Source organism: Herbaspirillum sp. 1173 (genome assembly GCF_031455335.1).
Taxonomy (GTDB): Bacteria; Pseudomonadota; Gammaproteobacteria; order Burkholderiales; family Burkholderiaceae_D; genus Herbaspirillum; species Herbaspirillum huttiense.
Genome location: NZ_JAVDSP010000006.1, coordinates 153893 through 177233, shown reverse-complemented (window position 1 = coordinate 177233; position 23341 = coordinate 153893). Strand labels below are relative to the sequence as shown.

Genomic DNA, 23341 nt, shown 5'->3' with positions numbered 1-23341 from the left:
TGAATTGAATGAAGTGAAGTAAAACGTATGGCCACGATCGTAGACTGCCCGACCTGCGGCACCAAGGTGGAATGGAGCGAGAAGAACAAGTACCGCCCCTTCTGTTCCGAACGCTGCAAGCAAATCGACCTGGGTGCCTGGGCCGAAGAAAAGTACACCATCCCCGCAGTGAACCTGCCGCTGGAAGACGAAGGGGACAAGCCCGTGCAGTGATGACGGGCTTTTTCCTTCATTTCGTCTTAAAACCACCCATCTTCAGGCTTTGTCGCCATAGCGCAGCTGATCCAGCCACTGCAGCAGCGGGATGGTGGCCGGCAGCAGCGGTTCCACCCCCACGCTGCCCTGCCAGGCAAAGGCCTGGCCTTCCAGACTCTGCGGCTCACCGCGCCACTGGCGGCTAATGTAGAAATGCAGGCGTACATGGGCATGCGGATAGACGTGCTCGACGCCGCACCAGGGCTCACCGTCCAGCACCTCGATCCCCAGCTCTTCCTTGAACTCGCGCTGCAGCGCCGCGAAGATGCTTTCGCCCGGCTCCACCTTGCCGCCGGGGAATTCCCAGTAACCCGCATAGGGCTTGCCCTCTGGACGCTGGCCCAACAGCACGTCGCCGTTGGGCTGCATCAGGATGCCCACGGCTACGTCAATGGGCTTGGCCACGGGCTTGGAATCGCCGCTCATCAGCCTTGCGCCTTGCCGGCGTAGTCGCGCGCGAACTGCCAGGCCACGCGGCCCGAGCGGGAGCTGCGCTGCAGCGCCCAGCGCAGGGCATCGGCGCGGGCTTCGGCGATCTGCGCGTCATTGCAGCCGAAGTGGCGCAGCCAGTGCGCCACGATGTCCAGGAAATCGTCCTGCTTGAAGGGATAGAAGGTCACCCACAGGCCAAAGCGCTCGGAGAGCGAAATCTTTTCTTCCACCGTTTCGCCGGGGTGCAGGTCGCCATCCTCGGTGTGGGTGTAGGTGTTGTTGTCGGAGAGGCGCTCCGGCATCAGGTGGCGGCGGTTGGAGGTGGCGTAGATCAGCACGTTGTCGGACTGCGCGGCGATGCTGCCGTCCAAGGCCACCTTCAGCGCCTTGTAGCCGCCCTCGCCTTCCTCGAAGGAAAGATCGTCGCAGAAGACGATGAAGCGTTCCGGACGCGCCGCCACCAGTTCGACGATGTCCTGCAGGTCGTGCAGGTCATCCTTGTCCACTTCGATCAGGCGCAGGCCACGGTCCGCGTACTGGTTCAGGCAAGCCTTGATGAGCGAGGACTTGCCGGTGCCGCGCGCGCCGGTCAGCAGCACGTTGTTGGCCGGGCGGCCTTCGACGAACTGGCGGGTGTTCTGGTCGATCTGTTCCTTTTGCGGGCCGATGTTATGCAGGTCCGACAGGCCGATCTTCGAGATCTGCCCCACCGCCTGCAGGTAGCCGGGACGCTGGGCAGTCGCGCCGCGCCAGCGGAAGGCGACGGCGGCGTTCCAGTCGGGTTCACGGGCGGCGGCGTTGGGGAGGATGGCTTCGACGCGCGCCAGCAAGGCTTCGGCACGCTGCAGGAATTGGTCTAGCTGGGTCATGGTGATCGCAAATCGGGATGAACGGGGCGGGAATGCACGCGCCATTGTGGCGCAAGGCGCTGGCGGCCGGTGTGAATAAAATTGATCCGAGGGCGCGGGCATTCATGTTGCCGCCGCCATCCGGGCGCGCCACCGGCCCGGGGATGGATGGGCCGATGGCGGCGAAACGCCGCGAGGTGAAGAAAAACGCTCAGGAACGGTAGTCGGCGTTGATCGAGACGTAGTCGTGCGACAGGTCGCAGGTCCAGATGGAAGCCTTGGCCGTGCCGCGCGCCAGCTTCACACGCACCACGATCTCGGCCTTCTTCATGACGCGCTGGCCGTCTTCTTCGCGGTAATCCGGGTTGCGGCCGCCATCCTTGGCGACCCACACATCGTCCAGCCACAGGTTGATCTTGGACACATCCAGATCCTCGATGCCGGCATAGCCGATGGCGGCCAGGATACGGCCCAGGTTCGGATCGGAAGCGAAGAAGGCAGTCTTGACCAGCGGCGAATGGCCGATGGAGTAGGCGATCTGGCGGCACTCTTCGATGCTCTTGCCGTCTTCCACGGCCACTTCGATGAACTTGGTCGCGCCTTCGCCATCGCGCACGATCTGGTGCGCCAGATGCTGCGACAGGTCGGTGACGGCAGCAGCCAGCTGCTTGTACTCGTCGCTGTCGGCGCTGGTGATCTCCAGTTCGCCGGCACCGGTGGCCATCAGGATGAAGGAATCGTTGGTCGAGGTATCGCCATCGATGGTGATGCAGTTGAAGGAGTGATCAGCGGCGTCCTTGACCAGCTGGTTCAGCAGTGTCTGCGGCAGCTTGGCGTCGAAGGCCAGGAAACCCAGCATGGTGGCCATGTTGGGCTTGATCATGCCGGCGCCCTTGCTGATGCCGGTCATCACCACCTGCTTGCCGCCGATGGTGAGCGTGCGCGAAGCGGCCTTGGGCTGGGTGTCGGTGGTCATGATGGACTCGGCCGCGTTGAACCAGTTGTCGGCCTTCAGGTTGCCGATGGCTTGCGGCAGGCCGGCGATGATGCGATCAGCCGGCAGCGGCTCCAGGATCACGCCGGTGGAAAACGGCAGGATCTGCTGCGGCTCCACGCCCATCTGCTGGGCCAGCGCGGCACAGACCGACTTGGCGCGCTGCAGGCCTTCTTCACCGGTGCCGGCGTTGGCGTTGCCGGTGTTGATCACCAGGGCGCGGATGGGCTTGCCAGCGCTCAACTGCGCCAGGTTGGCCTGGCAGATCTGTACCGGGGCGGCACAGAAACGGTTCTTGGTGAAGACGCCCGCCACAGTCGCGGTCTCGGCCAGCTTCATGACCAGCACGTCCTTGCGATTGGCCTTGCGCACGCCCGCTTCGGCATGGCCGAGTTCGATGCCGGCGACGGCTTTCAGGTCGGAAGGAACGGGAATCGGGGAATTGACGGCCATGGCGAGCTTTCAGCGTAAAAATCGGAACGCGTATTTTAAACACTTTCCGTCACCGGCTGATGACGCAGGAACTCGCTTTCGATGATCTCGGCGCTCATCCTGGCCCATTGCGCATACTGGCCGTGGCCCGGATGGAAGCGGTCAATCGCCATCTCATGCGGCAGCGCCCATTGCAGGGAGCAGTAACGCAAGGCGGCCTCGGCATCGATCCAGTCGCGCAGGGCGCGGTCCAGCTTGCGCGCGTAGCGGCCCAGATACCAGCGCAGCGGCTGCGGTGCCACCGGCAGCAGGTGCATGGGCGGCAAGCCCGAGAAGACGATGTGTTCCACCCCGGCCTGCGCCATCAGGCGTTCGCACAGCAGGCGCAGGTTGGCCACGTAGCGTTGCGGGCTCATCTGCGAGGTCACGTCGTTCACGCCCAGAGCCACCACCAGGACGGTGGCCGGACCGATCTCATGGCGCGCCAGCAGATCCAGCGCTTCGAGCGAATTGACGCCGCTCTGCGCCACCAGCTGCCAGGCCACCGGATGCCCGGTGCGCGCGGCCAGCTGGCGAGCCAGCGGCTGGGCCAGGGCTTGCTCCTGATGCTCCACCCCGACCCCGGCGGCCGAGGAATCACCCACTACCAGCACGCGCAACGGCTCGGCCACCAGCCGAGGCTGCATGGGGGGAAACTCCATGCCGCTGCGCGGACCGGCCGCTTCCGGCAGGCGCAGCGCGGTCTGGCGCAGGCGTTTGGCTTGCGCCAGCAAAAGGGGCCCCAGCAGCAGTTTTCCCAGGATCAGCATGGGCGGCCCGTCACGGCAGCAGGTTCTTGACCACCACCAGCCACGGGCGCGCGGCAATCGGCTGGGCGCGGCCTTGCTCATCCACCGGGATCAGGGATTCGGAGACCGAGTTGAAGACATTGCCCCCGATCACGCCAGCCCAGCCATCATCGGCATGCACCTCCACCACCAGATCGCAATGGCCGGCCAGCCCGGGCCGGATTTCGTCGATGGAAGTGATGTTATTGTTGCCGCGCGGGGCGCAGATCAGGTCACCGGGCGCAATCGGCTCGCTCTCGGCCGAGCGCAACACGAATTGCGGCGAGGGGCGCGACTGGCGGTCCTTGAGGAAACTCAGGTAGTTGAAGTGCGTTTCGTTGGGCGCGAAATCCTGCGGCGGCACATTGGTGCTCACCATCAGCCAGGAAATGAAGGCCGCCGACCAGGCTTGCTGGCAATCCGCACCGGTCAGGTTCTTGCCGACCGCGTGCCAGTACTCGGCCACCCGCTGCACGGCCTCGCCCTCGTCTTCCAGCAAGCCCAGGCGCGGGGCGCTGAAGGGTTCATGGCGCATGTCGATCTGCTGGTTGCCGAAGAAATCCCACTCGGCCTTGGCCGCTTCCACCAGCGCCGCACGGGTGGGGGGCGCGGTGCTGATGGCCACGGCGGGCACGCCGGTATTGGTCACCGGGATGGAGGGCGTGACGGGCGCGTAGCCCGGGTTGCCGCTGTCGCGCCACTGCGGCAGCGGCGAGGAAGCGCAGCCGGCCAGCAGGACGGCGATGGCGGTGGCAGTGAAGCTGAGACGGGAAGCACGAAACATCTTGGCGAGCGACATCTTCTTGTTCTCCTGGGCGGCAGGCGTGGGCTGCCGGAGCGTTCATCATAAAGGGAGCCAGGCCAATTTTGCAGAAGCCTTCACCTGCAGGATGTAAAAAAGGCCGCCCACCCGCCTGGGTGGACAGCCTCTTCACATCTGGCCGGAATGCGGCCGAACCGGGGGACTCTGGTTCAGGCCAGCTTGCCGTGGCACTGCTTGTACTTCTTGCCGCTGCCGCAAGGGCAGGGATCGTTGCGGCCGACCTTGGGGTATTCCGATCCGTCGTCTTCGCCACCGGCCTGGGCGGTCGGTGCCAGCAGTTCCTCCGGCGCGGCTTCGGGATCGAAGTCGGCGTGCTGGTAGTTGACGTTGATGGGCGAGCCACCGGCCATGCTTTCCTCGGCCGCTTCGATTTCCTCGCGGCTCTGGATGCGCACGGTCATGACGACCTTGATGACTTCGTTCTTGATCAGGTCCAGCATCTGGGCGAACAGCTCAAACGCTTCGCGCTTGTATTCCTGCTTGGGGTTCTTCTGTGCATAGCCGCGCAGGTGGATGCCCTGGCGCAGGTGATCCAGTGCGGCCAGGTGTTCGCGCCAGTGGTTGTCGATGCTCTGGAGCATGACGCTGCGCTCGAAACCGGCGAAGGCATCCACACCGACCACGGCGACCTTGGCTTCGTAGGTCTCCTTGGCGGCCGTCAGCAGGCGCTCCAGCAGTTCGTCTTCGGCCAGGTCGGGCTCGGCCTTGAGCATGGCTTCCAGGTCGATGTCGAGCTGCCATTCGTTCTTGAGCACAGCTTGCAGGCCGGGGATGTCCCACTGCTCTTCCATCGACTCGGCCGGCACGTATTCGCGGAACAGGTCGGTGAAGACGCCATCACGCAGGGAGGCAATCATCTCGGCCATCTCGGCCGACTCCAGCAGTTCATTGCGCTGCTGGTAGATGACCTTGCGCTGGTCGTTGGCGACGTCGTCGTATTCCAGCAATTGCTTGCGGATGTCGAAGTTGCGGGCTTCCACCTTGCGCTGGGCCGACTCGATGGAGCGGCTCACGATGCCGGCTTCGATCGGTTCGCCTTCGGGCATTTTGAGGCGGTCCATGATGGCGCGCACGCGGTCGCCGGCGAAGATGCGCAGCAGCGCATCATCCAGCGACAGGTAGAAGCGCGAGGAACCCGGATCGCCCTGGCGGCCGGAACGGCCACGCAGCTGGTTGTCCACGCGGCGCGATTCGTGACGCTCGGTGCCGATGATGTGCAGGCCGCCGGCATTGACCACGTGGTCGTGCAGGGATTGCCATTCATCGCGCAATTGCTGCGACTTGGCAGCCTTGTCGGCATCCGACAGGGACTCGTCGGCTTCGATCAGCTGGATCTGCTTGCCCACGTTGCCGCCCAGCACGATGTCGGTACCACGGCCGGCCATGTTGGTGGCAATGGTGATCATCTTGGGACGGCCGGCCTGCGCCACGATCTCCGCTTCACGCGCGTGCTGCTTGGCGTTCAAGACATTGTGCGGCAGCTTGGACTTGGTCAGGATGCCCGAGAGCAGTTCCGAGTTCTCGATCGAGGTGGTGCCCACCAGCACGGGCTGGCCGCGCTCGTAGCAGTCCTGGATGTCCTTGACCATGGCCATGTACTTCTCTTGCGCGGTCTTGTAGACCTGGTCCTGGCGGTCCTTGCGGGCATTGGGACGGTTGGGCGGGATCACCACGGTTTCCAGGTGATAGATTTCCTGGAATTCGTAGGCTTCGGTATCGGCCGTACCGGTCATGCCGGACAGCTTGGCATACATGCGGAAGTAGTTCTGGAAGGTGATCGAGGCCAGGGTCTGGTTCTCGTTCTGGATCTTCACGCCTTCCTTGGCTTCGACGGCCTGGTGCAGGCCATCGGACCAGCGGCGGCCCGTCATCAGGCGGCCGGTGAATTCGTCGACGATCACCACTTCGCCGTTCTGCACCACGTAATGCTGGTCGCGGTGATACAGGGTGTGCGCGCGCAGGGCGGCGTACAGGTGGTGGATCAGGGTGATGTTGGCGGCATCATAGAGCGATGCGCCCTCGGGCAGCAGGCCCATCTGGGTCAGGATTTCCTCGGCCTTGTCGTGACCGGCTTCGGTCAGCAGGACCTGGTGGCTCTTCTCGTCCTTGGTGTAGTCACCGGGGACTTCGATCTTGCCTTTGCCGTCCGGGGTCTCTTCGCCGATCTGCAGGGTCAGCAGCGGCGGCACGGCGTTCATCTTGTGATACAGCTCGGTGTGGTTCTCGGCCTGGCCGGAGATGATCAGTGGGGTACGCGCTTCGTCGATCAGGATCGAGTCCACTTCATCGACGATGGCGAAGTTCAGGGCGCGCTGCACGCGGTCATCGGCATCGAAGACCATGTTGTCGCGCAGGTAGTCGAAACCGAATTCGTTGTTGGTACCGTAGGTGATGTCGGCGGCGTAGGCTTCCTGCTTGACGTCGTGTTCCATCTGCGACAGGTTCACGCCGGTGGTCAGGCCCAGCCAGCTGTAGAGGCGGCCCATGTCTTCGCAATCGCGCTGCGCCAGGTAGTCGTTGACGGTCACCACGTGCACGCCCTTGCCGCCGAGCGCATTGAGGTAGGCCGGCAGGGTTGCCATCAGGGTCTTGCCTTCACCGGTGCGCATTTCGGCGATCTTGCCGAAGTGCAGCGCCATGCCGCCGATGAGCTGCACGTCGAAGTGACGCATCTTGAGCACGCGGCGGGACGCTTCGCGGCAGACGGCGAAGGCTTCCGGCAGGATCGCATCCAGCGTTTCGCCACCGGCGATGCGTTGCTTGAATTCGGGCGTCTTGGCTTGCAGTTCGGCGTCGCTCAGCTTCTCGACCGAGGGCTCCAGCGCGTTAATCTGGCGGACGATTTTTTGATATTGTTTGAGCAGTCGCTGGTTACGGCTGCCGAAAATCTTGGTCAGGAATGACATGCTTGGATTCTATAAAAGCGCCGATGAACGATCCGGCAGAGTGACGTTGGGCTCCCGGCCGCGGGATTCCAGCCGACAACGCCCGAAAATAAACCATGGATTCTAGCACGCAGGCCGAGGGCATTGGCTCGCCAGCCCGTCTTCATGCCGCCTGCGCGCCGCATTCGCTTTAGATCGGGCGTGTTTGCAAGGTTTCAATGGGGGAGGAGGATTTGGCAAAAATCGTCATGCCAGGCTTGCCAGAGATGCAACAACGTGCAGGGAATGCGGCCTGCAGGCTACCCTGCCCGGCCGCAAACGCCCGCCCCACGGGGGCTGGCGCCGGCCAGAACTTGCCTGAACGGACTCAGCGGCCCGCGACGAAGACCGGCATCTGCTTGGGCTGGTTGCCGCCGGTGGCACCGAGCGCCAGGAACTTGCGCGGATCCTGGGCGATGCCGCGAATGCGCACCTCGAAGTGCAGGTGCGCCCCGGTCGAACGCCCGGTCGAACCCACATCGGCCACGTGCTGGCCGCGCTTGACGATGTCGCCCACCTTCACGAACAGGCGCGAGGCGTGGGCATAGCGGGTGATGATGTTGTTGCCGTGGTCGATTTCCAGCATGTTGCCGAACTGATAATGATATTCCGAGGCGATCACCACCCCGGCGGCGGCGGCGACGATGCGGGTGCCGACCGGGGCCGGGAAGTCCAGGCCTTCATGGAAGGCGTTATGGCCGCTGAAGGGGTCCAGCCGCCAGCCGAAGCTCGACGAGTTGTAGGCCACGTTGACCGGTTGATTGGTCGGCAGCAGGCGCGACTTGATCTTGTCGCCCATGAGGGTGGATTCCACCGCGTTGAGATAATCGGAACGATGGCCGGCATCCTGGGCCAGGTTGTCGAGCATGCGGCGCAGCTCGTCCATGCCGACATCCCGGCCGGAGCCGGCGATGCTGGAGACTTCAGCGCCGCCACGACCGGGCAGCTCCTTGAAATTGAATTCTTCCGGACGGATGCCGGCCAGGCCCTGCACGCGTTCGCCCAGCGCATCCAGGCGCATCATCTGGGCCTGCATCTCGCCGACCTTCACGGCCATCATGGCCAGGTTCTCTTTCAGGAATTTCTCGTTGCGGCCATCTTCTTCCTGGCTCATGGAGACGGCCAGCTTGTGCAGCATGGGCGCGGCATCCGGGTCGCCGGCCTTGTTGAGCAGGAAATAGGTGATGGACAGCGAGGCGCCGGCAATCACGCTCACCAGCAGCAGCAACATCAGCAGGAGGTGCTTGGTGCCGAGCGTGACTGATCGGGCTTTGGTGAAACGGGGGTGCAACAGGATAATTTGCATCTTTGCTCCTTGGTCTCCGGCCGGTCAGACACCGGATGTGATAAGGTTTAAAGATGAAGTACGCATCTACGTTTACCCCTTATCGGCCTGCTCTCACAAGTGCTCAACGCATGGCGAAGAGCACGAAGGGAGCCGCGGATTTCTTGCGGTCGAATTCGACGATGGCGGCGCTGTTGCCCGCCCTGGCTCGCATGGGCACGCTGCAGCAGTCAGTGGCCGCGAACTTGCCGGCGATGTTTGCCGCGTGTCAGATCTTGCAGTTTGAAGCTGGCGTGCTGGTCATGAGCGCGCCCAATGCAGCGCTGGCGGCACGGTTGAAGCAGCAAACCCCGAGGCTGCAGGACCGCCTGCTGAAGGACGGATGGCAGGTTAATTCAATCCGAATCAAAGTGCAAGTTGGCCGGACGGCCCCCCCGCCAGCGCCAAAACGGGTGCTGGAACTGACCGAAAACGCGCTCACTTCCTTCGCCGAACTCAGCAGTACACTGGCCAGCGATCCGCGCAGCCAGGGCCTGAAGGAAGCCATCGACGCCATGATACGGCGGCGCGACCAGCGCAGATTGGCCAAGCAGGCAGGAGAAGACCCGCCATTTCTTCAGGGAAAATAGTCCTGAAATAGCCGGATCACGAGATTCTTCTAAAAAATTTACAAGATTTCTCTCGTCAGATCGCCAGCAAGCCACCGCCAGAAAAGCAAACGCCCCGGTCCAGGCCGGGGCGTTCTACATTGCGGCGTGTGCAGCCAGCATCAGCGCCAGCGTCAGTTCAGCGCCCACTCCTGCTGGGCTTGCATCACGTAAGTCTGCGGGGCCTGGTCGAGCTGGTCGAAGCTGACGATCTCATAGGCATCCGGCTGCGACAGCAATTCGCGCAGCAGCAGGTTGTTGAGGCCATGGCCGGACTTGTGGGCATCGTAGCTGGCCAGCAGCGGATGGCCGATGATGTACAGGTCGCCGATGGCATCGAGGATCTTGTGGCGCACGAACTCGTTGTCGTAGCGCAGGCCGTCGGCATTGAGGATGCGGTACTCATCCATGACGATGGCGTTCTCGAAGGAACCGCCACGGGCCAGGCCCATGCCGCGCAGGGTTTCCACGTCCTGCATGAAACCGAAGGTGCGCGCGCGGGCGATTTCCTTGACGTAGGAGTCGATGCCGAAATCGACCTCGGCCACCTGTCCGGTACCATCCACGGCCGGGTGGTTGAATTCGATGAAGAACTTCAGGCGGAAGCCGTCATAGGGCTCCAGGCGCGCCCATTTTTCCTTGTCGCCCGTGCCTTCGCGCACTTCCACCGCCTTCTTGACGCGGATGAATTTCTTGGGCGCGTTCTGCTCCTGCAAGCCGGCCTGCTGCAGCAGGAAGACGAAGGACGAGGCCGAGCCATCCATGATGGGGATTTCTTCGGCGGTCAGGTCGATGATGAGATTGTCGATGCCCAGGCCGGCGCAGGCCGACAGCAGGTGTTCGACGGTGGACACCTTGGCACCATCCTTGGTCAGGGTCGAGGCCATGCGGGTATCGCCCACGCCGGTAGCGATCATCGGCAGCTCGACCACGGGATCGAGATCCACGCGGCGGAACAGGATGCCGGTATCGGGTGCGGCCGGACGCAGGGTCAGCTCGACCTTGGTGCCGGAGTGCAGGCCGACGCCGGTGGTCTTGACCAGATTCTTGATTGTGCGCTGTTTCAACATCCGGTCATTATAGCCAAGATGCCCCTGCCCCGCCCCTTGCGGCAGGGCTTTGTTGCAAATCGTTCCTATCTGTAAAACAGGGGCCGGAGGCGCCCATTCATCGATCACAGCGATAAATCCATTTCCCCAAGGAAAAACGGCATGCCGCAGCATGCCGTTTCTTTTTCCCCTGGTGGCCGGGAAATCCCGGCAGGCATCAGCCCAGCTGGCCCAGCAGGGTTTCCGCGTTGGAGACCTCGAACTTGCCCGGGGCTTCCAGATTCAGTTGCTTGACCACGCCGTCTTCGACCAGCATGGAATAGCGCTGCGAGCGCACGCCCATGTTGCGTTCGGTCAGGTCGAATTCCATGCCCAAAGCCTTGGTGAACGTGGCGCTGCCATCACCCAGCATGCGCACGATGCCGGTGGCCTTTTGGTCGCGGCCCCAGGCGCCCATCACGAAAGCGTCGTTGACCGAGATGCACCAGATCTCATCCACACCCTTGGCCTTGAACTGGTCAGCCAGGGCGATGTAGCCCGGCACGTGCTTGGCCGAACAGGTCGGGGTGAAGGCGCCCGGCAGCGCGAACAGCGCGATCTTCTTGCCCTTGACCAGGTCCGACACCTTGAAGGCATTGGGGCCCAGGCTGCAGCCTTCGGTCTCGGTCTCGATGAATTCGGTCAGGGTGCCTTCGGGCAGGCGGTCGCCGATCTTGATGGTCATGGTGTTTCCTCGTCTGGTTGTAGGACTGTGAATTAAGTGGTGAAACAGATGCATCTGCCGAGATTGATCGATTCAGCAGATGAGTTGCCGGCACGCTGCGCACGAAAAAACGCCGCGCACGTGGCGCGGCGTTAGTATGCCTTGGAACCGGCCGGCCTGCTCTGAAGCCGCCGACCGACCCGAGCCAACGACGATCAGTCCGCCTGCTTGCGCAGGAAGGCCGGGATGTCGTAGGTTTCCATGCCGTTCTTTTCCAGGGCGCGCACGGTGTCGGAAGCCGACTCGCGACGCCACACGGCCGGGGCCTTCAGGCCACCGAAGGTAGCACCACCGGCTTGCGCGTTACCTTGCGGCATCACGCCACCGACGGCCATCATCGGCTCGTTGTGGGTACCGGTGCGCATGACCGGGGTCTGCACCAGTTGCACGGCCTTGCGGGCACGGCCCAGGCCGGTGGCCACCACGGTCACGCGGATCTCGTCACCCATGCTGTCATCGTAGGCGATGCCCTGGGCGATCGAGGCGTCCGGTGCCGCGAAGGCGCGCACGGTCGCCATGACTTCCTTGATTTCCTTGCCCTTCAGGCCACGGCTGGCAGTGACGTTGACCAGCACGCCGCGCGCGCCGGACAGGTCGATGCCATCCAGCAGCGGCGAAGCCACGGCCTGTTCGGCGGCCACGCGGGCGCGGTCGACACCGGCGGCCGTCGCGGTACCCATCATGGCCTTGCCCTGCTCGCCCATGATGGTCTTGACGTCGTTGAAGTCGACGTTGATGTGGCCGGGCACGTTGATGATTTCGGCGATGCCGGCCACCGCGTTGTTCAACACGTCATCGGCGTGCGACAGCCATTCGATCATGCTGTCGTCTTCGTAGATCTCTTCCAGCTTTTCGTTGAGGATGATGATCAGCGAATCGACGTGCTGGGTCAGCTCTTCCAGACCGGCGTCGGCGATGTCCATGCACTTCTGGCCTTCGTAGGAGAAGGGCTTGGAGACCACGGCCACCGTCAGTGCGCCCAGCGACTTGGCCACTTGCGCCACCACCGGAGCGGCACCGGTGCCGGTACCGCCACCCATGCCGGCGGCGATGAAGACCATGTGCGCGCCGCGCAGGGAGTCTTCGATGCGGGCGCGGGTTTCCTCGGCCAGGCGGCGGCCGACGTCGGGCTGCATGCCGGCGCCCAGACCGGTATCACCGATCTGGATGACGTTGTGCGCCTTCGATTGCTTCAGTGCCTGGGCATCCGTATTGGCGGCGATGAATTCGACGCCGGACACACCCTTGTTAATCATGTGCTGCACGGCATTGCCGCCAGCACCGCCAACGCCCACGACCTTGATGATCGTACCCAGCGTCGCATTGTCGACCATATCGATTTCCATGATGACTCCTTAAAATATATGTGTCCTGCAGCTGGCAGTTGATAGGCATCACGCGGTGTGACGACTAGCAACTGATCACTGCTGTCCGTATGTGTGCTTCCCTGTTGTTTCTTGTTGATGCTGATACCGATGCTGCCAATGATGCGACTGATGCCTTGAAACCTTAAATTCTTGAAACCTTAAATTCTTGAAGCCTTGATACCGCTATTCTAAGAAAACACTGCTGCAAATTTGCTGCCGTTCTCATCAATTTTTACTGCCAGAACCGTACAACCGAACCGCCAGCAACGACCAATGCTTTTACATCCTGATGCATTCACCACCGGCCGCTCGTGGCAGCCGATGAGAATCGGTCAGAAATTGCCGAGGAACCATTCCTTCATGCGCTGCCAGACCGCCTTCACCGAGCCTTCCTGGCGCGTCACGATGTAGCCGCGCAGATACTGTTTCTTGGCTTCCTGCAGCAGGCCGAGCACGGTCGAGTAGCGCGGGCTGCGCACCACGTCGGCCAGCTGGCCGCTGTACTCGGGCGTGCCCAGGCGCGCCGGTTTCAGGAAAATGTCTTCGGCCAGTTCGGTCATGCCCGGCATCATCGCCGAGCCACCGGTCAACACGATGCCGGAAGACAGCACCTCTTCATAACCCGACTCGCGCACCACCTGGTGCACCAGCGCGAACAGCTCTTCCACGCGTGGCTCGATCACGGCGGCCAGGGCCTGACGCGAGAGCGTGCGCGGATTGCGGTCGCCCAGGCCGGGCACTTCCAGCGTCTCGGTCGGGTCGGCCAGGATCTGCTTGGCCACGCCATAGCGCAGCTTGATTTCTTCGGCTTCCAGCGTGGGGGTGCGCAGGGCCATGGCGATGTCGTTGGTGATCTGGTCGCCGGCGATGGGGATCACCGCGGTATGGCGGATCGCACCTTCGGTGAAGACCGCCACGTCGGTGGTACCGCCGCCGATGTCGACCAGCACCACGCCCAGCTCGCGCTCGTCGGTGGTCAGCACCGAATCGGCCGAAGCCATCGGCTGCAGGATCAGGTCCGACACTTCCAGGCCGCAGCGGCGCACGCACTTGACGATGTTCTGCACGGCAGAGACCGCACCGGTGACGATGTGTACCTTCACTTCCAGGCGGATGCCGCTCATGCCGATGGGCTCGCGCACGTCTTCCTGGTTGTCGACGATGAATTCCTGCGGAACCGTGTGCAGCAGCTGCTGGTCGGTCGGGATGTTGACCGCCTTGGCGGTCTCGATCACGCGCGACACGTCGGCAGCGGTGACTTCCTTGTCCTTGATGGCGACCATGCCGCTGGAATTGAAGCTGCGGATGTGGCTGCCCGCAATGCCGGTATAGACATTGCGGATCTTGCAGTCGGCCATCAGCTCGGCTTCTTCCAGCGCGCGCTGGATGGATTCGACGGTGGCCTCGATGTTGACCACCACGCCTTTCTTGAGCCCCTTGGATTCGGACTGCCCCAGCCCGATCACTTCATGGCGGCCATCGGGCAGCACCTCGGCCACCACCGCCACCACTTTCGAGGTGCCGATGTCGAGACCGACGATCAGATTTTTTGCGTCTTTTGTCATAGCGTTCCGCTTATTTCTTTTTCCCGTTCATTGCCGCCAGCACCATTCCATCTGCCTTCAGGGCCATCCCGTTGGGATAGCGCAAGTCGACGCTTTCTATCTTGCCCTGCAATCTTTCCAGCAGCTGCGGATATACCGCCACCAGCCGCGCCACCCGTTCCTTCAACACCGCATCGCCCTGGTCACGGCCCAGCTCGACGGTCATGCCGTTGTCCAGCCGCACGGTCCAGGCGTAGCGGTTCGACAGCACCAGCGACTCCGGCTCCAGCTTGATGGGCGCGAACCACTGGCGAAACAGCGCCAGCCGCGCCACCACCTGCTTCTCGCTGCCGGGTGGGCCATCGAACTCCAGCAGGTCACCGTCGTCCTCGGCCTCGGCCAGGTTGGCGGTGAACACGTCACCCTTCTGCGAGAGCAGCTTGCCATCCTCGCCCCAGGTGCCCAGGGCCTTGTGTTCCTCGATCTTCACCACCAGCCGGTCCGGCCATTCACGCCGCACCATGGCCTTGCGCACCCAGGGCACGGCTTCGAAGGCCGCCCGCACCGCCGTCAGATCGGCGGTGAAGAAATTGCCATGGATGCGCGGCACCGCGGTCGCCCGCACCGTCAACGCATTGACCTTCTCCAGCGGCATGTCGCCGGAGGATTCGATGCGTATCGTGTGCAGCGTAAACATCGGGCGCTGCGCTACCCACCATAAACCCGATGCCACCAGGGCCAGCAGCACCAGCGCAATGAGCGCACTGCTGATGGCGTTGAGCATCTTGACGTCCTGCCACATCGACGCGTTCTTCCTTAAACCCGGGCCATTACGGCTGGCCCGCCTGCGGCGTCCAGTCCTTCGAGGGCGTCATGTCCAGCGACGCCATCTGCAGGATCGTGCAGCACAGGTCTTCATAGCTCAGGCCCACGGCCTTGGCCGCCATCGGCACCAGGGAATGGCCGGTCATGCCCGGCGAGGTATTGATTTCCAGCAGGAAGGGCTCGCTCTTGCCATCGGCCTCGCGCAGCATGAAGTCCACACGGCTCCAGCCACGGCAACCGAGCGCATTGAACGCACGTACGGCCAGATCCTGCAAATGGCGCGTCAGTTCCTCGTCAAGGGGCGCCGGACACAAATATTTCGTGTCGTCGGTGAAATACTTGTTCTGGTAGTCGTAATTGCCCTCCGGTGCGCGGATCTCGATGACCGGCAGCGCGCGCGCCTCGCGGCCCGTGCCCAGCACCGGCACCGTCAGTTCGCGGCCACGGATGAACTCCTCGGCCAGCACCACGCTGTCGTAGCGCGCGCAGAGATCAAAGCCGGCCTGCATGTCCGAGTAGCCGTTGACCTTGGCAATGCCGATGGTCGAACCTTCGTGCGGCGCCTTCAACATCAGCGGCAGGCCCAGCTCGTCAGGGACCACGCGCAGTTGCTCACGCGTAGTGGCCTTGGCATCCAGGCTCAGGAAGCGCGGCGTCGGCAGGCCGTGCGAGAGCCAGATGCGCTTGGTCATGATCTTGTCCATGGCGATGCTGGAGGCCATCACGCCGGGACCGGTATAGGGCAGGCCCATCTGTTCCAGCGCGCCCTGCAGCGTGCCGTCTTCGCCGTAGCGGCCATGCAGGGCGATGAAGACGCGATCGAATTTCTCGGCCTGCAGATCACCCAGGCTGCGCTCGGCCGGGTCGAAGGCATGCGCATCCACACCCTTGCTGCGCAAGGCCTGCAGGACACCGTTGCCCGACATCATCGACACTTCGCGCTCGGCGGAGCGGCCGCCGAAGAGCACGCCGACACGGCCGAAGGCCTTGATCTGGTCCTGGCTGATCATGCGGCCCCCTGTTCGTTCTTGCCACCGGCTTGCGCCACCAGGCGGCCGGGTACGGCGGAAATCGATCCCGCGCCCATGGTCATGACCACATCGCCATCGCGCACCACATTGCGGATGGTCTCGGGCATGTCGCCGATGTCATCCACGAAGACCGGCTCCACCTTGCCTGCCGCACGCAGCGCATGCGCCAGCGAGCGCCCGTCAGCGGCCACGATGGGCGCTTCACCGGCCGAATACACTTCGCCCAGCACCAGCACATCGGGCGAGGACAGGACCTTCACGAAATCCTCGAACAGGTCGCGCGTGCGGGTGTAGCGATGCGGCTGGAAGGCCAGCACCAGGCGGCGGCCCGGATAGGCGCCACGGGCGGCGGCAATGGTGGCGGCGGTCTCGACCGGGTGATGGCCGTAATCGTCCACCAGCGTGAAATGACCGGCCGGATTGCCCTGCGCATCGGTGATCGGCACTTCGCCATAACGCGTGAAGCGACGGCCCACACCGTTGAATTCGGTCAGTGCTTTCTGGGTGGCGGCATCGTCCACGTCCAGTTCGCGCGCAATCGCGATGGCGGCGCAAGCGTTCTGCACGTTGTGCATGCCGGGCTGGTTCAGGCTCACCTGCATGGGGGCGTAGCCGTCCTGGATCACGGTGAATTCCATCTTGCCCTCGACCGCCTTGGCATCGATGGCGCGCACATCGGCGTCTTCATGGAAGCCATAGGTGAGGATGGGCTTGGAGACCATGGGCATGATTTCTCGCACGTGCGGGTCATCCAGGCAGAGCACGGCCACGCCGTAGAACGGCAGGCGCTGGGTGAACTCGACGAAGGCCTGCTTCAGGCGCGCGAAATCATGGTTGTAGGTTTCCATGTGATCGGCATCGATGTTGGTGATGACTTCGATCACGGGCGTGAGGTTGAGGAAGGACGCATCCGATTCATCGGCCTCGGCCACGATGAATTCGCCGGTCCCCAGCTTGGCGTTGGCGCCGGCGCTGGTGAGGCGGCCGCCGATGACGAAGGTCGGGTCCAGCCCGCCCTGCGCCAGCACGCTCGCCACCAGGCTGGTGGTGGTGGTCTTGCCGTGCGTACCGGCAATCGCAATGCCCTTCTTCAGGCGCATCAGTTCGCCCAGCATCACCGCACGCGGCACGATGGGGATGTGCTTCTTGCGCGCGGCCAGCACCTCCGGGTTGTCGCCCTTGACGGCGGTGGAGGTGACGATGGCGTCAGCGCCCTCGATGTTCTCGGCTGCATGGCCATAGCGGATGCTGGCACCCAGCTGCGCCAGGCGCTGGGTGGCGGCGTTGCTGCCCAGGTCCGAGCCGGAGACGCCGTAGCCCAGGTTGAGCAAGACTTCAGCAATGCCGCTCATGCCCGAGCCGCCGATGCCGACAAAATGGATGTTCTTGACGCGATGCTTCATGGTGTTACCAGTCCTTCCAGCACGCGCGCGATTGCCTCGTTGGCATCGCGCCGGCCTTGTTCGTACGCCGCCTGCGCCATGGCATGGCATGCAGCGCGGTCCAGTTTCTGCAGCAAACCGGCCAGGTGATCCGGCGTCAGTTCGCGTTGCGGCAGGTGAATCGCCGCCTTGTTCTGTGCCATCCATTTGGCATTGTCGATCTGGTGCGAGGTGGTCGACACCGCCAGCGGAACCAGCACGCTGGCCACGCCCGCTGCCGTCAGCTCGGAGACGGTGATCGCGCCGGCGCGGCAGATCACCAGATCAGCCTCGGCATAGCGGCGCGGCATGTCGTCGATGAAATCGACCACTTCGGCCTGCACGCCTGCCGCCTCATACGCTGAACGCAAGGCCGCGATGTGCTGCTTGCCCGATTGATGCGTCACCTGCGGACGCAACTCGGCGGGCAGTTTTGCCAGCGCCGCCGGCACGTTGTCGTTCAGCACCTTGGCGCCCAGGCTGCCGCCCACCACCAGAATCTTCAGCGGGCCGCTGCGGCCGGCGTAACGCTGGGCCGGTTGCGGCAGCGCGATGATTTCCTTGCGCACCGGATTGCCGGTGACCTCGGCCTTGCCCGCTGCCTTGCCAAAATCGGCAGGGAAGCCGAACAGCACCTTGGTGGCCATCGGCGTGAGGGTCTTGTTCGACAGCAGCAGGGCCGCATCCGCATTGACCAGCACCAGCGGCTTGCCACGCAGGCGCGCCATCATGCCGCCCGGCACGGTGACGTAACCGCCCATGCCCAGCACCACATCGGGGCGACGGCGGCCGAGGATGGCATGGCAATGCAAGAAGCTTGCCGCCAGGCGCCACACGCCCTTGACCGTATGCATCAGGCCCTTGCCGCGCAGGCCGGCGAAGACGATGCTGTCCATCTCCACGCCATGGCGCGGCACCAGCTCGCGCTCCATGCCGTGCGTGGTGCCCAGCCAGCTCACCTGCCAGCCACGCGCACGCATGGTGTCGGCAATGGCCAGGCCGGGGAAGATGTGGCCACCGGTACCGGCGGCCATGATGAGCAATGTGCGGGGCGCGTTCATAGACGGCCTCCGCGCATGAGCACCCGGTTTTCGTAATCGATGCGCAGCAGAATGGCCAGGCCCACGCAATTGAGCAGCACGCCCGAACCGCCATAGCTCATCAGCGGCAGCGTCAGGCCCTTGGTCGGCAGCAGGCCGAGGTTCACGCCCATGTTGATGAAGGCCTGCACGCCCAGCCAGATGCCGATGCCCTTGGCCACCAGGCCGGCAAAGGTCAGATCGAGCGCGATGGCCTGGCGGCCGATCTCGAAGGCATGCTTGACCAGCCAGTAGAACAGCAGCACCACCACCAGCACGCCGGCGAAACCGAGTTCCTCGCCGATCACGGCGAGCAGGAAGTCGGTATGCGCTTCCGGCAGGTAGTGCAGTTTTTCCACGCTGCTGCCCAGGCCCACGCCGAAGAGCTCGCCACGGCCGAAGGCGATCAGCGAGTGCGACAGCTGATAGGCCTTGCCCAGTGCGTTTTCCTCTTCCCACGGATTCAGGTAGGCAAAGATACGCTCGCGCCGCCACGGAGAAGTCACGATGACCAACGAGAACACCCCGACCAGCGTGGCACCGATGCCGCCAAACCAGACGCCGTTGATGCCGCCCAGGAACAGGATGCCCATGGCGATGCAGACGATCACGCCGAAGGCACCGAGGTCGGGCTCCAGCAGCAGCAGCAAGCCCACCAGGCCGACGGCGGCCGCCATCGGGAAGAAGCCCTTGACCAGCTTGTGCATCACCGCCTGCTTGCGCACCGTGTAGTCGGCGGCGTACAGCACGATGAAGAGCTTCATCAGTTCGGAGGGCTGCAGGTTGATGACCTTCAGCGAGAGCCAGCGCTTGGCACCGTTGACGCCCTTGCCGACGCCAGGAATGAGCACCATCAACAGCAGTATCAGGGTGATCGCGAACAGATAGGGCGCCCACTTCTGCCAGGTCTCCATACGCACGCGGAAGGCCAGCGCGCCCGCGATGATGGAGAGCACGATGAAGATCGCCTGGCGGATCAGGAAGTGGTAATTCGAATAGGAGGCGTACTTGGGCGAATCCGGCAGCGCCACCGAGGCCGAGTAGACCATCACCATGCCGAACAGCATCAACAGCAGCACCACCCAGATCAGCGGCTGGTCGTATTCCATCATGCGCGAACGCTGCTCGAAACCGATGCTGCCCGATGCGCTGCCACGGCCACTGCGGCCACCCTGGGCGCGGCCGGCGGCCGCCGGCGCGGCTTCTTTCAAGCCACCCAGCCAGCTGCGCACGGAAGACAGGCCCAGTTTCATGCCAGCACCTCACCGCGCGAGAGCGCCAGTTCACGCACCGCATCCACGAAGACTTCGGCGCGATGGGCGTAGTTGCGGAACATGTCCAGGCTGGCGCAAGCCGGCGAGAGCAGGACGATGTCGCCGGCGGTGGCGAGTTCGCCGGCCTTTTCCACGGCGGCTTCGAGGCTGGCGCAATCGATCAGCTCGACCCCGCTGTCGGCCAGGGCGGCGCGCACGGCAGGAGCGTCACGGCCGATCAGCAAGACTGCACGAGCATATTTCTGTACCGGCAGGTCCAGCGGCGAAAAGTCCTGGCCCTTGCCGTCGCCGCCGGCGATCAGCACGATGCGATTGGGACGGCCGCCCAGCCCCAGGCCATTGAGCGCGGCCACCGTGGCACCGACATTGGTGCCCTTGCTGTCGTCGTAGTATTCGACATCCTGGATCACGCCGACCAGTTCCACGCGATGCGGCTCACCGGTGTACTCGCGCAGGCCGTGCAGCAGCGGTGCCATCGGCAGGTCGATGGCGCGGCACAGGGCCAGTGCGGCCAGCGCATTCATGGCGTTGTGGGCACCGCGAATGCGCAGGGCATCGGCGGGCATGAGACGCTTGACGGTCACCGGCGGCGGCAGCATGTCCTTCTGCTTGCGGCGGCGCTTGCCTTCCGGCACTTCGTCGTCTTCATGCACGAAAGCATTGGCCAGCCACAGCATGCCGTTGTCGTTGACCAGGCCGAAACTGTTGGGGGTGGACGGTTCATCCAGGCCGAAGGTGGACAGTGGCGCGGCCGCGGCGCTCATCTCCATCACCAGGGCATCATCGCGATTGAGTACGCGCACGGTATCCTGGCCGAAGATGCGGGCCTTGTCGGCGGCGTAGTGCTCCATGCTGCCGTGCCAGTCCAGGTGGTCCTGGGTCAAATTCAGGACGGTGGCGGCGTGCGGCAGCAGGCTGTGCGTGGTGTGCAGCTGGAAGCTGGAGAGCTCCAGCACCCAGGCTTGCGGCATCGAGCCGCGATAGGTCGGCTCGGGCGGCGGCGGTGGCGGGACTTCCACCAGCGCATCTTCCTCGGCCTTGCGCGAGACTTCCATGAAGTCGCCCAGGTTCATGGCCTCGCCAGTGGTCGCCGGGGCGTCGATCTCGGCTTGCGGGATCGCGTCGGAAGCGACGTCCAGCGTGGCCGCGACAGCCGGCTCCGGCGCTTCGTGCGCGGCGGAGCTGGCTGCCTCGGCGTCATCGGGGGAGGCTTCGGTGGAATGCCCGGTCTCGGGTGCCGGCTGCTGTGCAGTTTCCTGTCCTGTTTCCTGTCCTGTTTCCTGTCCTGTTTCCTGTCCTGTTTCCTGTCCTGTTTCCTGTCCTGTTTCCTGTCCTGTTTCCTGTCCTGTTTCCTGCCCTGCTTCCGGTACAGATTCCTGCACAGAAGCTGGTACAGAATCCTGTACGTTCTCCTGTCCTGCTTCCTGCTCTGCCACCGGCTGCTGCTCCGCAGTCGCCAGCAGATCCATCTGCGGCGCGGGTTCAGATTCCGATGCGGAGACCGGCGCGTCTGCTTGCGGCTGCGCCTGCAACACCGGCACCGCAATCGCAGCGGCCGCCTCGATGCTGGCGGCGGCACGCCGATGCTTCTCGGCTTCGGCCGCCTGCTGGGCATCCAGCACGGCCTGCTGCGCGGCTTGCGCTTCAGCTTCGGCGGCAGCCTGTTCGGCGGCGATCGCATCCTGCTCGGCCAGTTCGGCCAGGAATACCTTGTCCTTGATGACGGCTTCGCGCAGCACATCCAGGGCGGCCGGGCTGATGTTGCCCGCCACTTGCACCGACAGGCCGGCGCGCTGGCACAGCAGGCCGGTCAGGCGGGTCACGGTAGTCTTGCCGTTGGTGCCGGTGATGGCCAGCACCTTGGGTTGATACAGGGTCTCTTCGCGCAAGGCGGCCAGCGCCTGCGCAAACAATTCGATCTCGCCCCACAGCGGCAGGCCGCGTTCGGCAATGGCCGGCATCAGCGGTGCCAGCTCGCCTTCGGGTGCCAGGCCGGGACTGACGGCGACGAAATCGATTCCATCAAGCAAGGACGGCGACAAGGGCTGGCCCAGCACGGCCTGCGCCTCGGGCGCGTCGGCGCGCAAGGCGGCCAGGCGCTCGGCCAGGGCCGCTTCGCCACGGGTATCGGCCACGCGCACGCCGGCGCCGCAGTAGACCAGCCACCGCGCCATTGCCAGGCCGGACTCGCCGAGTCCGAGCACCAGAACGTGTTTGCCCGAGTAATTCATCGTTGTTTCCAGACTCACTTCTTCACTTGTTTCTTGCCATGCAGGGACTGCCCTGCCAACCACAAAGGCAGCGCTTGCCATACTTCACAAGGGCTGCCGTTTTTGTTCATATCGCCTGTTTACCGCAGCTTCAGCGTCGACAAACCGACCAGCACCAGCATCATGGTGATGATCCAGAAGCGCACCACCACCTGGGTTTCCTTCCAGCCCTTCTGCTCGTAGTGATGGTGCAGCGGTGCCATCAGCAGCACGCGGCGGCCGGTGCCGAAACGCTTCTTGGTGTACTTGAAATAGGCGACCTGAATCATCACCGAGAGCGTTTCCACCACGAAGATGCCGCCCATGATGAAGAGCACGATTTCCTGACGCACGATGACCGCGATGGTGCCCAGCGCACCGCCCAGCGCCAGTGCGCCGACGTCGCCCATGAACACCTGCGCCGGGTAGGCGTTGTACCAGAGGAAAGCCAGCCCCGCGCCGCCCATGGCACCGCAGAAGATCAGCAGTTCGCCGGCCCCCGGGATGTGCGGGATGAACAGGTACTTGGCATAGGCCGCATTGCCGGTCAGGTAGGCGAACAGGCCCAGGGCCGCACCGACCAGCACGGTCGGCATGATGGCCAGGCCGTCCAGGCCATCTGTCAGGTTGACCGCATTGCTGGTGCCGACGATGACGAAATAGGTCAGCGCGATGAAACCCCACACGCCCAGCGGATAGGTCACGGTCTTGAAGAAGGGCACGATCAGGTCGGCCTTGGGCGGCAGGTCCAGGCTGAAGCCGGAGCGCACCCAGGCGACGAAGAGATCGAAGACCTTCATGTTGCTCACCTCGGATACCGAGAAGGCCAGGTAGAACGCGGCCACCAGGCCGATCAGCGATTGCCAGAAATATTTTTCGCGCGAGCGCATGCCTTCCGGATCGCGATAGACCACCTTGCGGTAGTCATCGACCCAGCCGATGGCGCCGAAACCGAGCGTGACGATCAGCACGATCCACACGAAACGGTTGGACAGGTCGGCCCACAGCAAGGTGGAAATGCCGATGCCGATCAGGATCAGCACGCCGCCCATGGTCGGGGTGCCGGACTTGATGAGGTGAGTCTGCGGACCATCCTGGCGCACGGCCTGGCCGACCTTCATGCGGGTGAGCATGCGGATCACGGCCGGGCCGGCGATCATGCCGATCAGCAGGGCCGTGAGCGTGGCAAACACCGCGCGGAAGGTGATGAAGTTGAACAGGCGCAGAAAGCCGAAATCCTGTTGAAAATTCTGTGCGAGCCAGACCAGCATG

Annotated in this window: 20 protein-coding genes; 2 read left to right on the top strand and 18 right to left on the bottom strand. The window is 63.8% G+C overall.

Annotated elements, in window-relative coordinates; all coding sequences use genetic code 11:
• The first annotated feature begins 27 nt into the window (after positions 1-27).
• The gene (gene yacG / locus J2X56_RS19245) at positions 28-213 is read left to right on the top strand and encodes a DNA gyrase inhibitor YacG (RefSeq protein WP_034336666.1); all 186 of its coding nucleotides are present in this window, start codon (positions 28-30) and stop codon (positions 211-213) included.
• Positions 214-255: 42 nt separating this feature from the next.
• On the opposite strand, the gene mutT is transcribed toward yacG, so the two are convergent.
• The 7 genes from mutT to J2X56_RS19210 all read right to left on the bottom strand — a co-directional run bounded on the left by mutT (position 256) and on the right by J2X56_RS19210 (position 8841).
• Positions 256-681 (bottom strand): 8-oxo-dGTP diphosphatase MutT, encoded by a 426-nt coding sequence (mutT, locus tag J2X56_RS19240; RefSeq protein ID WP_209568216.1) that lies wholly within the window; start codon positions 679-681, stop codon positions 256-258.
• On the bottom strand, positions 681-1556 hold the full coding sequence (locus J2X56_RS19235; RefSeq protein ID WP_039790449.1) for an ATP-binding protein: 876 nt from the start codon (positions 1554-1556) through the stop codon (positions 681-683). Before J2X56_RS19235 ends, mutT begins: the two co-directional genes overlap by 1 nt.
• 190 nt (positions 1557-1746) lie before the next feature.
• Positions 1747-2982, bottom strand: a complete 1236-nt coding sequence (gene argJ, locus J2X56_RS19230; RefSeq protein WP_209568218.1) for a bifunctional glutamate N-acetyltransferase/amino-acid acetyltransferase ArgJ — start codon at positions 2980-2982, stop codon at positions 1747-1749.
• A gap of 35 nt (positions 2983-3017) precedes the next feature.
• Complete coding sequence (locus J2X56_RS19225) at positions 3018-3770, bottom strand: SGNH/GDSL hydrolase family protein (protein ID WP_209568220.1); 753 nt, start codon at positions 3768-3770, stop codon at positions 3018-3020.
• A 10-nt stretch (positions 3771-3780) separates the two neighbouring features.
• The gene (locus J2X56_RS19220) at positions 3781-4587 is read right to left on the bottom strand and encodes a DUF2272 domain-containing protein (protein WP_209568222.1); all 807 of its coding nucleotides are present in this window, start codon (positions 4585-4587) and stop codon (positions 3781-3783) included.
• A gap of 173 nt (positions 4588-4760) precedes the next feature.
• Positions 4761-7517, bottom strand: coding sequence for a preprotein translocase subunit SecA (secA, locus tag J2X56_RS19215; protein ID WP_209568224.1), 2757 nt, complete (start codon positions 7515-7517; stop codon positions 4761-4763).
• 346 nt (positions 7518-7863) lie between these two features.
• A complete protein-coding gene (locus J2X56_RS19210; RefSeq protein WP_121042534.1) occupies positions 7864-8841 on the bottom strand; it encodes a M23 family metallopeptidase in 978 nt (325 codons plus the stop codon).
• A gap of 53 nt (positions 8842-8894) precedes the next feature.
• Here J2X56_RS19210 and J2X56_RS19205 point away from each other — a divergent pair, with 53 nt between their 5' ends.
• Positions 8895-9449, top strand: coding sequence for a DciA family protein (locus J2X56_RS19205; RefSeq protein ID WP_034329324.1), 555 nt, complete (start codon positions 8895-8897; stop codon positions 9447-9449).
• A gap of 152 nt (positions 9450-9601) precedes the next feature.
• On the opposite strand, the gene lpxC is transcribed toward J2X56_RS19205, so the two are convergent.
• The 11 genes from lpxC to mraY all read right to left on the bottom strand — a co-directional run bounded on the left by lpxC (position 9602) and on the right by mraY (position 23340).
• Positions 9602-10537 carry a UDP-3-O-acyl-N-acetylglucosamine deacetylase gene (gene lpxC / locus J2X56_RS19200; protein ID WP_039790443.1) on the bottom strand — a complete coding sequence of 312 codons (936 nt, stop codon included), beginning with the start codon at positions 10535-10537 and terminating at the stop codon, positions 9602-9604.
• Between the two features lie 196 nt (positions 10538-10733).
• Positions 10734-11240 (bottom strand): peroxiredoxin, encoded by a 507-nt coding sequence (locus tag J2X56_RS19195; protein WP_034329321.1) that lies wholly within the window; start codon positions 11238-11240, stop codon positions 10734-10736.
• Between the two features lie 194 nt (positions 11241-11434).
• The gene (gene ftsZ / locus J2X56_RS19190) at positions 11435-12625 is read right to left on the bottom strand and encodes a cell division protein FtsZ (RefSeq protein WP_034329320.1); all 1191 of its coding nucleotides are present in this window, start codon (positions 12623-12625) and stop codon (positions 11435-11437) included.
• A 353-nt stretch (positions 12626-12978) separates the two neighbouring features.
• Positions 12979-14211, bottom strand: coding sequence for a cell division protein FtsA (gene ftsA, locus J2X56_RS19185; RefSeq protein WP_008334543.1), 1233 nt, complete (start codon positions 14209-14211; stop codon positions 12979-12981).
• Positions 14212-14221: 10 nt separating this feature from the next.
• The gene (locus J2X56_RS19180) at positions 14222-14992 is read right to left on the bottom strand and encodes a cell division protein FtsQ/DivIB (RefSeq protein WP_121042532.1); all 771 of its coding nucleotides are present in this window, start codon (positions 14990-14992) and stop codon (positions 14222-14224) included.
• A 28-nt stretch (positions 14993-15020) separates the two neighbouring features.
• Positions 15021-16025 (bottom strand): D-alanine--D-alanine ligase, encoded by a 1005-nt coding sequence (locus tag J2X56_RS19175; protein ID WP_121042530.1) that lies wholly within the window; start codon positions 16023-16025, stop codon positions 15021-15023.
• Entirely contained in the window at positions 16022-17449 is a 1428-nt protein-coding gene (murC, locus tag J2X56_RS19170; RefSeq protein WP_134135690.1) for a UDP-N-acetylmuramate--L-alanine ligase, read from the bottom strand. Before murC ends, J2X56_RS19175 begins: the two co-directional genes overlap by 4 nt.
• On the bottom strand, positions 17446-18528 hold the full coding sequence (gene murG / locus J2X56_RS19165; RefSeq protein WP_034329311.1) for an undecaprenyldiphospho-muramoylpentapeptide beta-N-acetylglucosaminyltransferase: 1083 nt from the start codon (positions 18526-18528) through the stop codon (positions 17446-17448). Before murG ends, murC begins: the two co-directional genes overlap by 4 nt.
• Entirely contained in the window at positions 18525-19799 is a 1275-nt protein-coding gene (gene ftsW, locus J2X56_RS19160; protein WP_134135692.1) for a putative lipid II flippase FtsW, read from the bottom strand. The genes murG and ftsW overlap by 4 nt, the downstream gene beginning before the upstream one ends.
• Positions 19796-22051 (bottom strand): UDP-N-acetylmuramoyl-L-alanine--D-glutamate ligase, encoded by a 2256-nt coding sequence (murD, locus tag J2X56_RS19155; RefSeq protein WP_310161771.1) that lies wholly within the window; start codon positions 22049-22051, stop codon positions 19796-19798. The genes ftsW and murD overlap by 4 nt, the downstream gene beginning before the upstream one ends.
• Positions 22052-22170: 119 nt before the next feature.
• Entirely contained in the window at positions 22171-23340 is a 1170-nt protein-coding gene (mraY, locus tag J2X56_RS19150; RefSeq protein WP_034329301.1) for a phospho-N-acetylmuramoyl-pentapeptide-transferase, read from the bottom strand.
• Position 23341: the final 1 nt, after the last annotated feature.